The 14,461-nt window shown below is 72.5% G+C and carries 13 protein-coding genes; all 13 read left to right on the top strand.

Annotated features, from left to right (window positions below; translation table 11 throughout):
- Window positions 1–17 precede the first annotated feature (17 nt).
- The 13 genes from ACIOC1_RS23800 to ACIOC1_RS23740 all read left to right on the top strand — a co-directional run bounded on the left by ACIOC1_RS23800 (window position 18) and on the right by ACIOC1_RS23740 (window position 14,456).
- The gene (locus ACIOC1_RS23800) at window positions 18–1,025 is read left to right on the top strand and encodes an ABC transporter ATP-binding protein (RefSeq protein WP_401721589.1); all 1,008 of its coding nucleotides are present in this window, start codon (window positions 18–20) and stop codon (window positions 1,023–1,025) included.
- The gene (locus ACIOC1_RS23795; protein ID WP_355333211.1) at window positions 1,022–2,233 is read left to right on the top strand and encodes an ABC transporter ATP-binding protein; all 1,212 of its coding nucleotides are present in this window, start codon (window positions 1,022–1,024) and stop codon (window positions 2,231–2,233) included. The genes ACIOC1_RS23800 and ACIOC1_RS23795 overlap by 4 nt, the downstream gene beginning before the upstream one ends.
- A complete protein-coding gene (locus tag ACIOC1_RS23790; protein ID WP_401856284.1) occupies window positions 2,230–3,906 on the top strand; it encodes an ABC transporter substrate-binding protein in 1,677 nt (558 codons plus the stop codon). The genes ACIOC1_RS23795 and ACIOC1_RS23790 overlap by 4 nt, the downstream gene beginning before the upstream one ends.
- 95 nt (window positions 3,907–4,001) lie before the next feature.
- Complete coding sequence (locus ACIOC1_RS23785) at window positions 4,002–4,688, top strand: ThuA domain-containing protein (protein ID WP_355333207.1); 687 nt, start codon at window positions 4,002–4,004, stop codon at window positions 4,686–4,688.
- Window positions 4,685–5,479, top strand: a complete 795-nt coding sequence (locus ACIOC1_RS23780; protein ID WP_355333205.1) for a sugar phosphate isomerase/epimerase — start codon at window positions 4,685–4,687, stop codon at window positions 5,477–5,479. The genes ACIOC1_RS23785 and ACIOC1_RS23780 overlap by 4 nt, the downstream gene beginning before the upstream one ends.
- Window positions 5,476–6,447 carry an NAD-dependent epimerase/dehydratase family protein gene (locus ACIOC1_RS23775; protein ID WP_401856283.1) on the top strand — a complete coding sequence of 324 codons (972 nt, stop codon included), beginning with the start codon at window positions 5,476–5,478 and terminating at the stop codon, window positions 6,445–6,447. The genes ACIOC1_RS23780 and ACIOC1_RS23775 overlap by 4 nt, the downstream gene beginning before the upstream one ends.
- A 93-nt stretch (window positions 6,448–6,540) precedes the next feature.
- The gene (locus ACIOC1_RS23770) at window positions 6,541–7,602 is read left to right on the top strand and encodes a Gfo/Idh/MocA family protein (RefSeq protein WP_401856282.1); all 1,062 of its coding nucleotides are present in this window, start codon (window positions 6,541–6,543) and stop codon (window positions 7,600–7,602) included.
- Window positions 7,599–8,360: a GntR family transcriptional regulator gene (locus ACIOC1_RS23765; RefSeq protein WP_355333197.1), complete on the top strand. Its 762-nt coding sequence runs from the start codon at window positions 7,599–7,601 to the stop codon at window positions 8,358–8,360. Before ACIOC1_RS23770 ends, ACIOC1_RS23765 begins: the two co-directional genes overlap by 4 nt.
- Window positions 8,361–8,511: 151 nt before the next feature.
- Complete coding sequence (locus ACIOC1_RS23760) at window positions 8,512–10,665, top strand: primary-amine oxidase (RefSeq protein WP_401856281.1); 2,154 nt, start codon at window positions 8,512–8,514, stop codon at window positions 10,663–10,665.
- Window positions 10,662–11,414 (top strand): TIM barrel protein, encoded by a 753-nt coding sequence (locus ACIOC1_RS23755; protein WP_355333193.1) that lies wholly within the window; start codon window positions 10,662–10,664, stop codon window positions 11,412–11,414. Before ACIOC1_RS23760 ends, ACIOC1_RS23755 begins: the two co-directional genes overlap by 4 nt.
- Window positions 11,411–12,538 carry a Gfo/Idh/MocA family protein gene (locus ACIOC1_RS23750; protein ID WP_401856280.1) on the top strand — a complete coding sequence of 376 codons (1,128 nt, stop codon included), beginning with the start codon at window positions 11,411–11,413 and terminating at the stop codon, window positions 12,536–12,538. The genes ACIOC1_RS23755 and ACIOC1_RS23750 overlap by 4 nt, the downstream gene beginning before the upstream one ends.
- On the top strand, window positions 12,535–13,557 hold the full coding sequence (locus ACIOC1_RS23745) for an SIS domain-containing protein (protein ID WP_401856279.1): 1,023 nt from the start codon (window positions 12,535–12,537) through the stop codon (window positions 13,555–13,557). The genes ACIOC1_RS23750 and ACIOC1_RS23745 overlap by 4 nt, the downstream gene beginning before the upstream one ends.
- On the top strand, window positions 13,554–14,456 hold the full coding sequence (locus ACIOC1_RS23740) for a BadF/BadG/BcrA/BcrD ATPase family protein (RefSeq protein WP_401856278.1): 903 nt from the start codon (window positions 13,554–13,556) through the stop codon (window positions 14,454–14,456). Before ACIOC1_RS23745 ends, ACIOC1_RS23740 begins: the two co-directional genes overlap by 4 nt.
- Window positions 14,457–14,461: the final 5 nt, after the last annotated feature.

Raw genomic sequence — 14,461 nt, 5'->3', positions numbered from 1 at the left:
TCCTCGACGTCCGCGACCTGCGGGTGGAGTACGTCGGCGACGGCGGTGAGCGCACCCCGGCGGTCAGCGACGTGTCGTTCACCCTGCGGCGCGGCGAAGTCCTCGGCATCGCGGGCGAGTCGGGCTCGGGCAAGTCCACCCTCGCGTACGCCATCACCCGGCTGCACAAGCCGCCCGCCGAGATCACCCGGGGCCGGATCGTCTACACCAAGCCCGACGGCGACACCGTGGACGTGCTCGCGATGGGCGACGCCGAACTGCGGGGCTTTCGCTGGGAGGAGCTGTCGATCGTCTTCCAGTCGGCCATGCACGCGCTCAACCCGATCATGCGGATCGGCGAGCAGATCGAGGACGTCATCGTCGCGCACCGGCCGCGGATGACCCGGCAGGAACGGGCCGCCCGGGTGGTCGAACTCCTCGGCATCGTCGGCATCCCCGCCGACCGGGCGGGCTCCTACCCGCACGAGCTGTCCGGCGGCATGCGGCAGCGCGCGATGATCGCGATCGGCCTCGCGCTCGACCCCGAGATCATCGTGATGGACGAGCCGACCACCGCGCTCGACGTCGTCATCCAGCGGCAGATCATCGAGAAGATCATGGAGCTGAAGGACCGGCTCGGCTTCTCGGTCGTCTTCATCACCCACGACCTGTCGCTGCTGATCGAACTCTCCGACACGATCGCCGTGATGTACGGCGGCAAGATCGTCGAGACGGCGGCGGCCGACGACTTCTACCGCCGCCCCCAACACCCCTACAGCCGGGGCCTGCTGGCGTCCTTCCCGACCCTCGGCGGCCCCAAGCGGGAGCTGACCGGCATCGTCGGCTCGCCGCCCGACCTGCGCAGGCTGCCCAGCGGCTGCGCCTTCCAGCCGCGCTGCCCGCTCGCCTTCGACGCCTGCGGGAGCCACGTACCGCCGCTCCTGCGGATCACCGGGCCGGACGGCGCCACCTCGCACGCCGCCTGCCTGCTGCACGCGGACGGCGCCCAGAACCAGGACCGACTCGTGACAGGTGAGATGCGATGAGCGGCGACGTGACGAAGAAGAACGCCGGGGCCGCCGCCCGCGACGGCCGCGCCGCGGACGGCGCCCGGCCGGTGCTCGAAGCGGTCAACGTGACCAAGCACTTCCCGGTACGCGGCGGACGCCTGCGCCGCGGCGCGGCCCCGCAGGTCGTGCACGCCGTGGAGAACGTCAGCCTGAGCCTGTACGCGGGCCGGATCACCGCGCTGGTCGGCGAGTCGGGCTCCGGCAAGTCGACGCTGGCCCGGCTGCTCGCCCAGCTCTACCCGGTCACCGGCGGGGAGGTGCGGCTGCACGGCGTCCCCGTGAAGTCGCCGCGCGGCCGGGCCTTTCGCGACCACGTCCGCCAGGTGCAGTTGATCCTCCAGGACCCCTTCGCGTCCTTCAACCCGGTCGCCACCATCGCGGGCACCCTCAAGCGCGCGGTGGCCATCCACCACCCCGGCAAGCGCGGCAAGGAGCAGACCGCCGTCATCGACGACCTGCTCCAGCAGATCAACCTCGTGCCGCCACGGCAGTTCACCGAGAAGTACCCGCACGAACTGTCCGGCGGCCAGCTCCAGCGGCTCTCCATCGCCCGCGCCCTGGCGGCCGACCCCGAGGTGTTCCTCGCCGACGAACCGGTCTCCAGCCTCGACGTCTCCATCCGCCTCGGCATCCTCAACCTGCTGCGCCGCCTCACCGAGGAACGCAACGTCGCGATGCTGTACGTCACCCACGACATCGCCTCCGCGCGGTACTTCGCGGCCGACACCGCCGTGATGTACGCGGGCGAGGTCATCGAGACCGGCCCCTCGGAAGCGGTCACCCAGCAGGCGGCGCACCCGTACACCCAGCTCCTGATCGCCTCCGCGCCCGATCCCTCGCGGGGCGGCGCCGCGCGGGTCAAGGACATCGGGCAGCCGCCCAGCCTCATCTCCCCGCCGGGCGGCTGCCGTTTCCACCCGCGCTGTCCGTACGCGATGGAGCGCTGCGCCACCGACATCCCGCCGTCCTTCGACCTGACCGACGGCCACACCGCCCGCTGCTGGCTGTACGCGGACGACGAGCAGGCGCGCGGGCGGCGCGCCGAGAACGCGGCGGCCGTCACCGCCTCCGCCGCGCGGCCTGCCGGGACCGACCCCTCGGTCACCGACCCCACTGTCGACGAACCCGCTCTCCCCACACCCGATTCCGCTGTCCCCACCTCCGAAGGAGCAGACGCACAGTGACCACAACGCAGTCGTCGATCGCGTCAGGAATGACGAGACGCGGTCTTCTCGCAGGCGCCCTCGCGGGCGCGGGAACCCTTGCCCTGTCGGCCTGTTCGGGAACCGCGGGAGGCTCGGGCTCCGCCAAGGGCACGCTCACCGTGGCGGGCCAGTCCGACAACCTCACCCAGGTCTTCAACCCGTTCCTGGCCAACACCGCGCAGAGCCTCACCTACACCCCGCAGGGCCAGGGCGGCTTCATCTACGAGCCGCTGGTGCAGATCAACACCGTCGACATCGGGCGCGACCTGCCGTGGCTCGCCAAGTCCTGGCGCTGGTCGGACGGCAACAAGACGCTGACGATGGAGCTCCGGACCGGTGTGAAGTGGACGGACGGCACCCCGTTCTCCGCCGACGACGTCGTCTTCACGTACTCGATGCTCAAGCGGTATCCGGGGCTCAACCTGCTGGGCATCGACTTCAGTTCGGTCACCGCGCCCGGTCCGGCGCAGGTCGTCTTCGCCTTCCCCGCGCCCTCCGAGCAGCACTTCACCAACATCGTGTCGGCGCCGATCGTCCCCCAGCACCTGTGGTCGAAAATCAAGGACCCGACGACGTACACCGACAAGAACCCCGTGGGGACAGGGCCGTTCAAGCTGTCGTCGTTCTCCGCGCAGAGCTTCCTGCTGGTGCGCAACGAGGACTACTGGCAGCCGAAGGCGGAGATCAGCTCGCTGCGGTTCGTGGCGTACAAGGACAACGAGAGCATGACCAACGCCCTCGTCCAGGGCCTCGCGGACTGGGGCGGCACGTACATCGCCAATGCCGACAAGACGTATCTCAGCCGGAACAAGCACTACAACTACTGGGCCCCGATCGCCGGAACCGACGGCATCATCCCCAACCTGGAGCGCTGGCCGCTCAGCGACATCGCGGTGCGCAGGGCGATCAGTCTCGGTGTGAACCGCAAGCAGGTCGGCGCGGCCAGCGGCGCGCCGCCCGCGACCAGCGTCACCGGTCTGCCGATGCCCGCCTACGCCTCCTCGATCGCCCCCCGGTACAAGGGAGTCGACTTCGTCCAGGACGTCGACAAGGCGCACAAGACGCTGACCGACGCCGGATACGCCAAGGGCGGCGACGGCTACTACCGCAAGGACGGCAAGCGCGTCGAGTTCTCGATCAGCTTCCCCTCCGCGTACACCGACATCGCCGCGCGCGTGCAGGTGCTGGTCTCGCAGCTCAAGGACATCGGCATCAAGCTCAACGTCGACACGACCACGGTCAACGACATCAACGGGCTCACGTCCAAGGGGAACTTCGACTCCACGATGGGCTACCCGGTCAACTCCGCGCCGCGCGCCTTCTCGTACTACAACGACACGATCAACCCGAATCTGTACTACCCGGTCGGCAAGGCGACGCCGACTTTCCAGAACATCGAGCGGTTCCAGAACGCCGAGGCCGCGACGCTGTTCACCGAGTACCCCAAGGCGACCACGGACGAGCAGCGGCAGCAGATCATCAACAGGATCGAGGAGATCTTCGTCGAGAACCTGCCGTGGATCCCGATGTTCTACTGGGGCAGCTACGGCAACTGGAGCACCGCCAAGGCCACCGGGTTCCCCACACCGCAGAACCCGTACTTCAGCCCGGTGCCCAACCCCGTCGTCGCCCTGCGGCTCAAGCCCGTCTGACCCTCCCCGCCCCCGCCCGGCCCGCCTCCCGCGGCCGGGCGGGGGCCGCCGAGCCACGCCACGACGCACGACCCAAGCCATCTGTGAGGAACGCAATGCCACACCTCTCGACCCCGAGAGCCATGGTCATCGTGAACGGCGACGACATCCACCACGACCTGCTGAGCGCTGCCGAGGTCTTCCAACAGCTCGGCACCGAGGCCGGGTTCGCGACCCGCAAGGCGATGGGCACCAGCCGCTTCGTCGACGCGCGGCCGGAGACCGCCGAGGCGGACGTGTACCTCTTCTACACCGCGGGCGGCCACTTCGCGACCGAGCAGCAGCAGGCGCTGGCCGACGCCGTACGCGCGGGCAAGGGCCTGGTCGGCGTGCACGGCGCCAACATCATGGGCTGGGCGGGCGACGGGCTCGACCCGGCCGACCGGCCGCTGTTCGAACTGCTCGGCAACCGCTACCTCTCGCACGGCCCCGGTCACCACGAGGGCCGCCACACCGTCGAGATCGTCGCGGACCACCCGGTCACACGCGGCCTGTCCGACTTCGAACTCTTCGACGAGTACTACGAGTTCGAGCTGGCCGACGACGACGTGACGGTCCTCGCCTCGCGCCGCCGCGCGGACGGCGAGGTGATCCCGGTGCTCTACGCCCGCGAGGCCGGGGAAGGCCGCGTGGTGTATCTGGCGCTCGGCCACGACATGCGCTCGTGGGGCGAGCCGCCGGTGCGCGCCCTGGTCCGCCAGGCCCTGCTGTGGGCGGCCCGCCGTACGGAGGAGGACGCGTGACCGCCGAGATCGGTGTGATGACGTACACGGTGCTCGATCTGGCCCGCGCCGACCTGGAGGGCACGCTCGCCGAGATCGCCGGGATCGGTTACGCGGGCGTGGAGACCTACGGCCTGGTGGAGCACTTCGGGGCCGCCCGGGTCAGGGACGCCGTCGCGTCCGCCGGGCTCGCGCTGACCAGCGCGCACACCCCGTTCCCCGCCGGTCCTGACGCCGAGGCGCTGCTGGACACCAACCAGGAGCTGGGCGCCGAGGTGCTGGTCTGGAGCATGGAACGCGAGGAGTTCGACTCGCCGGACGCGATCAGGCGCGGTGTGGAGCGGGTGAACGAGGCCGCCGAGCGCGCCGCCGGGCGCGGCATGCGGATCGCGTACCACAACCACTTCGCCGAGTTCTCGCAAGTCTTCGACGGGCGGCAGGCGTACGACCTGCTGCTCGACCTGCTGGACGACCGCGTCCTGGTCGAACTCGACGCCTACTGGGCGCAGATGGGCGGCGCCGACCCGGCCGAGGTGCTGGCCGGGCTCGGCGACCGGGCGCGCTTCGTGCACGTCAAGGACGGCCCCGCCGTCAGCTACGAGGACGACGTGATGGTGCCCATCGGCGAGGGGCGGATCGACTGGGCGCGCACGCTGACCACGCCGTCCGGCCTGCGCTGGCACATCGTCGAGCTGGAGCGGCTGCACATCGACACGTTCGAGGCGCTGCGCCGCTCCTACGACCACCTGGTCGGCCGCGGGCTCTCCCGCGGCGCCTCGCACGTCCCGGCGCCGACCGAGGAGCGGGCATGAGGGTGCTGTTCCTCGGCGGCGCCGGGATGATCGGTTCCGCGGCGGCCCGCGAGGCCGTCGCGCGCGGCGCCGACGTGACGATCGTGACGCGGTCCGCGCCCGTCCGGCCGCCGGCCGAGGGCGTACGGTCGCTGCGCGCGGACGTCCGGGACGCCGCCGCGCTCGCGTCGGCGCTGGGCGGCGAGGAGTTCGACGCCGTCGTCAACTGGGTCGGCTTCACGCCCGACGACGTGCGCGACCACCGGGAGCTGTTCGCCGGCAGGGCCGGGCAGTACGTCTTCATCAGCACCTGCTCGGTCTTCGGCCGCCCGGTGCCGCTGCTGCCGATCACCGAGTCCAGCCCGCGCCGCCAGCCGCACTTCGGCTACGCGCGGGACAAGATCGCCTGTGAGCTGCTGCTGGAGGAGGCGTACCGCGAGGCGGGCTTCCCGCTGACGATCGTGCGGCCCTTCCACACCTACGACCGCACGGTGATCCCGGTGCTCGCGGGCTGGACCGCGATCGAGCGGATGCGGGCGGGCCGGCCGGTCGTCGTGCACGGTGACGGCACCTCGCTGTGGTCCCTGATGCACTCACGGGACTTCGCGCGCGCCTTCGTCCCGCTGCTCGGCAACGGTCAGGCGATCGGCGAGAGCGTCAACGTCGTCAGCGGCGCGATCCTCACCTGGGACCAGATCCATCTCGCGCTGGCCGCCGCGGCCGGGGTGCGGGAGCCGGTGCTGCGGCACCGGTCGAGCGAGTCGATCGCCGAGCTGGTGCCGGGGTGGCGGGACGTGCTGGAGCACGACTTCCGGCACTCGACGCTCTTCGACACCTCCAAGCTGCGGGCGCTGGTCCCCGGTTTCGCGCCGGAGGTCTCCTTCGCGCAGGGCGCGCGTGAGGCGCTCGCGCACTACGACGCCCACCCCGGACTGCGGGTGGTCGACGAGGACCTGGACCGGGCCTTCGACGGCCTGCTGGAGGCGTGATGCGCGCCGCACCGGACAGTGGTACTCCGTGGTCTTTACGTGGCGTACCTTTATAAGACCAATGCAAAACCACTTTGCTATCATGGGGCGAGAATGACGAGGGAAGAGGAACGCGTGATCGGCGTCGGGCTCATCGGTTCCGGATTCATCGGCGACACCTACGCGGACGCTCTCCAGGACGTACGGAACGCGGCGCTCGTCGCCGCCTGTTCGCGCGACCTCGCACGCGCACAGGCGCTGGCCGCCAAGTGGGCGCCGGACGCGACCTGTTACGACGACATGGCGGCGCTGTGCGCGGACCCGGACGTCGACCTCGTCGTGGTCGCCGTGCCCAACGAGGCACACCTGGACGCGGTACGGGCGGTCGCCGCCGCGGGCAAGGGCGTGGTCTGCACCAAGCCGTTGGCCCGCGACGGCGACGAGGCCGCCGAGATCCTGCGGGTGGTCCGCGAGGCCGGGATCTGGCACGGCTACGCCGAGAGTTCGGTCTTCTCGCCGAACATCGCCAAGGCGCACGAGATGGTCGCCGCGGGCGCCATCGGCGACCTGCTGACCCTGCGCGCCCGCGAGGCGCACTCCGGGCCGCACGCCCCGCACTTCTGGGACGCGCGGACCGCGGGCGGCGGCGCCCTGCTCGACATGGGCTGCCACACCGTGGAGTCCGCCCGGCACTTCTTCGGCAAGGACAACCCCGTCATCGAGGTCTTCGCCTGGGGCGCCACCCTCGCCCACGCCGACCGCACCACCGGCGAGGACACCGCCGTCGCGCTGCTGAAATTCGCCGGCGGCCAGCTCGCCACCGTCGAGTCCTCGTGGATCGAGAAGGGCGGCATGCAACTGCGCCACGAACTGGTCGGCAGCGCGGGCCGGTTGGTCACCGACACCTCGGCGACCCCGGTGTGGGGCTTCATCGAGAACCCCGCGGGCTACCTGGTGGAGAAGGCCGACGCCGACACCGGCTGGGTCCACCCGGTGCCCGAGGAGGCCCGTGCCTACGGCTTCAGTCAGGAGATGCGGCACTTCGTGGACCGCTTCGCCCGCGGCGAGACCCCGCTGGAGACCTTCGAGGACGGCCATGTCGTCAACCGCGTCCTCGACGCCTGCTACGCCTCCATGCGCTCGGGCACATGGGAGAAGGTCCAGGTCCCGGCATGAGCACGCAGCACACGGCGCCCCGGGCGCTCACCACGCACTACCCGGAGCCGCTGTGGCTCCAGGCCAAGGCCGCGCTCCAGGAACGGATCGCCGCGGGCGAGGTCGAGCCCGGCTCACGGCTGCCGCCCGAGCGCGAACTGTGCCAGATGCTCGCCATCTCCCGCGTGACCCTGCGCAAGGCGCTCACCGCGCTGGTCGAGGAGGGCGTGCTGCGCCCGGCGCACGGCCGCGGCTGGTACGTCGGCGTGCCCGAGCGCAAGGAGTGGCCCAACACCCTGGAGTCGTTCACCGAGACGGCCCGCCGGATGGGCCTGGTGCCGACCTCGCGGGTGCTCCGCCGCGAACTGGGCACCTCGACCTTCGACGAGGCCGAGGCGTTCCAGATCGCGCCGGGCACCCCGCTCTACCGCGTCGACCGGGTGCGCATGCTCGACGGTGTGCCGATCGCGGTGGACGAGTCCTTCGTCCCCGCCGACATCGCCGTCGGCTTCGACGAGGTCGACTTCACCGACCACTCGCTCTACGACACCATCGCGGGGCTCGGCTTCCAGCTCGACCGGGCCGACACGACGATCGAGGCGCGTCCGGCCGACGACGTACTGGCCGGACACCTCGCCATCGCCGCGGGCACGCCAGTGCTGGAGATGCGGCAGATCGTCCGCGACCGGAGCCAGCGCCCGCTGCTCTCCTCGGCGATCCGGTACGCGGGCGACCGCTACCGGCTGCGGACCTCCTTCGCGCGCGGCAACGCGACATGAGCCGTCACCCGAACGCCGCCGCCACGGCGCGCTCCCGTACGGTTCCGGCCCGCCGCCCGGGGGTCGCGGCAGCCGCCCCGGCCCGCCGCCCGCGCGCCGCCTCCCTCGCCCCGACCCGCCGCCCGGACCCACTCGCAGATGCGGAGACCTCGTGACCCCGACCCCGCCTGAACCGTCCGTCATAGCCGGGGCCGTCCCGGGAGCCCGCGCCGACGCGCTCGCCGGGTCCCCCGCCGGGGCTCTCGCGAGGGCCCTCGCCTCGCCGCGGCCGGTGGAGATCACCGCGACCACCGCGCTGCTGCGGCGCGAAGGGCTCCTCGGCCCCGACACCCATGTCGCGTACCTCGGCCTGGCCGAACAGGACAAGCGCGAACTGCTCGCGGGCGACGTGGCCCCCCGCCGCTTCCGCGTGATGCTCATCGACATGCGCACCGGGGTCTCGTACGACACCGTCGTCTGCCCCGAGCAGGACCGGGTCGTGACCGCCAGGGAACTGGACGTCGCCACCGACGGCCATGTCCCCGTCGTCCTGGCCGAGTTCCCGCTGGTCGAGGAGATCGTGCACCGCGACGAGCGCTGGCTCGCCGCCATGCGCAAGCGCGGCCTGACCGACCTCACGCAGCTCCGGGTCAATCCGCTGTCGGCCGGGGTGCCGGGCGAGGGCGAGACCGGCCGCCGCCTCCAGCGCTGCTTCACCTTCGTGCAGAAGACCCCCGACGACCTCGGGTGGGCGCACCCGGTGGACGGCGTCACCGCGATCGTGGACGTCGTCACCCGCGAAGTCCTCGACGTCCAGGACCACATGGACCTGCCGGTGCCGCGCGAGGACGGCAACTTCCACGACCCCGCGTGGGTCGGGCAGCCGCCGCGCGCGGGACTGAAGCCCATCGAGATCACCCAGCCCGAGGGCCCCAGCTTCACCGTCGACGACGACGGCGTCCTGCACTGGCTCGGCTGGTCCCTCCAGATCGGCTTCGACCAGCGCGAGGGCCTGGTCCTGCACAACGTCGCCATCGAGGACGCGGGCGTGCCGCGCCCCGTGCTCTACCGCGCCTCCATCGCGGAGATGATGGTCCCCTACGGCGACCCGAGCCCGCAGCGCTGGTTCCAGAACTTCTTCGACTGCGGCGAATACCTGCTCGGCGGCTTCGCCAACTCCCTCGAACTGGGCTGCGACTGCGTCGGCGACATCACCTACCTGGACGCCGTGCTCGCCGACAGCGCGGGCGAGGTCCGGGTCGTCCCGCAGGCCATCTGCGTCCACGAGGAGGACACCGGCATCCTCTGGAAGCACTACGACAACTGGACCGGCTCGTCCGACTCACGCCGCAACCGCCGCCTGGTCGTCTCCTTCTTCGTCACCGTCGGCAACTACGACTACGGCTTCTACTGGTACTTCTCGCTCGACGGCGCGATCGAGCTGGAGGTCAAGGCGACCGGTGTCGTCTTCACCTCGGCCTACCAGGGCCCCGGCCACCCCTTCGCCTCGGAACTCGCCCCCGGCCTCGGCGCCCCCTACCACCAGCACCTGTTCAGCGCCCGGCTGGACATGACGGTCGACGGTACGGACAACGCCGTGGACGAGGTCGAGGCCGCCCTCGTCCCGCGCGGACCCGCCAACCCCACCGGCACCGGCTTCACCCAGACCGTCACCCGGCTGCGCACCGAGGCGGGCGCGCAGCGGCTCGCCGACAACACCCGCAACCGCTCCTGGCTGATCACCAACCCCTCGGTGACCAACCGGCTCGGCAACCCGGTCGGCTGGATGCTGCACCCCGAGGGCCTTCCCGTGCTGCTCGCCGACGAGGAGTCGGACATCCACCGGCGGGCCACGTACGCCACCAAGCACCTGTGGGTGACGCCGTACGCGCCGGACGAGAACTATCCGGCGGGCGACCTGGTGAACATGCACACCGGCGGCGCGGGGCTGCCCGCCTGGACCGCCGCCGACCGGGACGTGGACGGCACCGACATCGTGCTGTGGCACACCTTCGGGCTCACCCACTTCCCGCGCCCCGAGGACTGGCCGGTCATGCCGGTCGACTCGGCCGGCTTCGTCCTCAAGCCGTACGGGTTCTTCGGCCGCAATCCCACCCTCGACATCCCGCCGTCGAGCGGCGACCACTGCCACCCGGCCGGAACCCACGGCGCGGGCCACAGCGGCCACGAGGGCCATGCGGGCCATGACGGTCACCGGGGCCACGACGACCGGGACGGCCGGGGCGAAGACCACGACCACAGCCACCACGACCACACCCACCAGCACCAGCAGCAGCACGACGATCACGGAAAGGCCGGAGCATGACGGCAGAGCACCCGCTGGGCATCCAGCTCTACAGCGTGCGTGACGACCTCGGGCCCGACCGGCTCGACGGCACGCTCGCGCGCCTGGCGGCGCTGGGCTTCACACACGCCGAGCCGTACGACATCCTCACCGACCCGGCCGGGCTCGCCGCCGCCCTGCGCGACAGCGGCCTGCACGCGGCCACCGCGCACTCCTCCGTACTGCGCCACGACACCGCCGAAATCGTGGACGCCGCCGTCGAGTCGGGCATCGGCACGGTGATCACCCCGTGGGTCGCCCCCGACAGCGTCGCCGACCGCGCCGGGGTCCAGCGGCTCGCCGACACGCTCAACGCGGCGGCCGAGCAGGCCGCCGCGCGCGGTGTGCGGATCGGCTACCACAACCACGACTTCGAGTTCGCGCAGCGCGTGGACGGCGTCCCCGCCTACGAGGTGCTGGCCGGACTCCTCGACCCGGCCGTCGTCCTGGAACTGGACGTCTACTGGGCCGGGGTCGGCGGCGCCGACGTCTTCGAGCTGCTGCCCCGGCTCGGCGACCGGGTCAGGCTGCTGCACGTCGTACGGGACCGCGAGCCGGGCAACGACCGGCCGGTGCTCGGCGTCGACGCCACCGACCGGATGGCCGAGGTCGTGGCGCTGGCCGCCCCCGTACTCGAACTGCCGGTCGTCGAGGTCGTCGCCCACCACAGCGACGTATGGCCGCTGGTGGAGCGCAACGCCGCCTACTTCCGCGAGCTGGTGACCGCGTGAGCGCGCACGGGACGCCGACCCGCGTCGCGGTGGTCGGCGCGGGCAACATCTCCGACGAGTACCTGCGCTCGCTGACCTCCTACCCCGACCTCGCCGTCACGGCCGTCGCGGACCTCGATCCCGCGCGGGCCAGGGCGCAGGCCGACGCGTACGGCGTCCCGGTGTCCGGCACGACGGCCGAGGTGCTGCGCCGCGACGACGTCGACCTCGTGGTCAACCTGACCGTCCCGGCCGCGCACGACGAGGTCGCGCTCGCCGCGATCGAGGCGGGCAAGCACGTGTGGGGCGAGAAGCCGCTCACGCTGGACCGCGACAGCGCCCGCGCCGTCCTGGACGCCGCGAGCGCCGCCGGGGTCGCGGTGGGCAACGCGCCCGACACGATCCTGGGCCCCGGCATCCAGACCGCCGCGCGGCTGCTCGCGGACGGCGCGGTCGGCCCGGCGCGGACCGTACTGACGCTGATGCAGGGCCCGGGACCCGACGCATGGCACCCCGGGCCGGGGTTCCTCTTCGCCAAGGGCGCGGGACCGCTCTTCGACATCGGCCCCTACTACCTCACCGCGCTCGTCCAACTCCTCGGCCCGGTCGCCTCGGTGACCGCCGCGGGGCACCGGCCGCGCGCGGAGCGCACCGTCGGCTCCGGACCGGACGCGGGCACCCGCTTCCCCGTCGAGGTGGACACGCACCTCAGCGTCCTCACCACCTTCGCGTCCGGGGCGGTCGGCACGTCCGTCTACAGCTTCGACTCGCCGGTACGCCGCCAGTTGTTCGAAGTGACCGGCGCGGACGGGGTGCTGGAGGTCCCGGTCAGCGGATTCGACGGCCCCACACGGCTGTTGACCGACATCACCCCCGAGGCGCCGTGGCGGACCGTCCCCGCGACCGGCGCCCCGGCCGGGCGGGGCGTGGGCGTCCTGGAGATGGCCCGCGCGATCCGGGCGGGCCGACCGCCGCGCGCCGGCGGCGAACTGGCCTACCACGTACTCGACGTCATGCTCGCGATCGAGGAGTCCGCCGACCTCGGCGCGCCCGTACGGATCGACAGCACCGCGCCGCCTGTCCCACCGATCCCGCCGCACTGGGATCCGACCACTCGGACGTCCGAAGGAACGGAGCAGAAATGACCGACGGCTACATCGCCTACTCGGCGGCCCGCGCGACCCAGGCGGAGGCCCTTGCCACGGCGGTCACCCGGCTGACCGGCGCGGTCACGGCGTCGGCGGCGGAGGGCCGGCTGTCGGGGCCGGGACCGGTCTTCGTCGGCATCGGCGCCAGCCTGGCCGCCGCGTGCGCGCCGGTCTGGGCGCTGCGCAGCCGTGGTGTCCACTCCTGGCGGCTCGGCGCGGGCGACCACCCGCTGCCCTTCCCCGCCAGCGCCCACCCGGTGGTCGGCGTCTCGCAGAGCGGACGCAGCGCGGAGACGCTCGCCGTGCTGGACTCCGTCGACCCGGCGCGACGGTTCGCGGTGGTCAACGTCGTGCCGTCGCCGATCGCGGACCTCGCCAGCGGTGTGCTCGACCTCGGCAGCATCCCCGACAGCTACGCGTCCACCATCGGCTACACCGCGACCGTCGCCGCGCTCGGCCTCCTCGCCGACGCCTGGGACGGCGGCCGGATCGACGACGGCTGGGCCCGCCTCGGCGAGGTCTTCGCCCGCACCGAGCGCGTCCTGACACCCCAACTGCGCGCGCTGGCACCGCTGTTCGCGTCCGCGACCTCCGCGGACTTCGTCGGCACCGGGCCCGCGGTCGGCTCGGCGGAGGCGAGCGCCCTGCTCTTCCGCGAGGTCGCCAGGATTCCGTCGACCGGCATGAGCACCCGGCAGTATCTGCACGGCTCGATGGAGTCGGCGGGCGGCGGGGTGCACGTCATCTTCGGCGACACCCGCGAACTGGCCGTCGCCGAGACCCTGGCGTACTCCGGCCACCGGGTCGTCCTCGTCACCAGCGAGCCCGTCCAGGGCGGCCCGCTGCTGCACCCCGTCACCGTGCCGCGCCTCCCGGCCGCGCAGCGTGCGATCATCGAAATCCTGGTCACGCAGATCCTCGTCGAAGCGGTCGCCGAGGTCAGGGGAGTCGAGATCGAGGAATTCGTGTTCCACAACTCCGACATCAAGGTCGCGGCCGAACGGCCCGGCGTATGAAGGTCGTTGTCGGCGCCGACGTGGGCGGCACCAAACTCGCCGTCCGCGTCGCGCCGTTGGCCGACCCGGCGGCGTCGCCGCGCGCCGACCGCACGCTGCCGGCCGACGGCTGGGAGGCGGCGCCGGTCGACACCGCCGCGCGCTGGCTGCTGGAACGGCTGACGGGCGCGGTGCCCGAGGGCGACGAGATCGCCGCCGTCGGGATCGGCGCGCAGGGCTGCGACACCCAGCGGCACTGCGCGCACCTGGCGGCGGCCGTCGAAGCCCTCGGCGTACCCGCCGTCGTCGTCAACGACGCGGCGCTGCTGGTGCCCGCGGCCGGTCTCGACACCGGCATCGGCGTCATCGCGGGCACCGGCTCGATCGGCGTCGGCGCCGACGCCGCGGGCGAGGTGCTCTTCGCGGGCGGCTGGGGCTGGGTGCTGGGCGACGAGGGCGGCGCGCCCGCGATCGTCAGGGACGCCGTCAGATCGGCGCTGGCCGCGTACGACGCCGGGCGGGCCGACGACGGACTGCTCGCGGCGCTGCTGGACCACTTCGGCGACCCGGACCCGCAGACGCTGGCCCGTACCGTCAACGACGAACCCACGCCCGGCAATTGGGGCCCGGCCGCGCCCGCCGTCTTCGGTGCCGCCGACGCGGGCTCCGCGCTCGCCGCCGCGGTGGTCGAGGAGGCGGGCCGGCAGTTGGCGCTGCTGGTGACCCGGCTCGTCGGCCGGGGCGCCGTCGGGGACACGGTGGTGGCCGCGGGCAGCGTCGTCGTGCGCCAGCCGCGGCTCGCGGACGCCTTCCGCGCCCGGCTCGCCGCCGCGCACCCCTCGCTGACCCTGCGCCTGCTGGACGTTCCCCCGGTGGCGGGCGCGGTGGCGCTGGCCAGGGCCCGGCACCGCACGGGCTGACACGG

Source organism: Streptomyces sp. NPDC088197 (genome assembly GCF_044741185.1).
In the GTDB taxonomy this organism is placed as follows: Bacteria; Actinomycetota; Actinomycetes; order Streptomycetales; family Streptomycetaceae; genus Actinacidiphila.
Note: the sequence above shows the minus strand (reverse complement) of the source record. Positions and strands in the feature narration are given on the sequence as shown.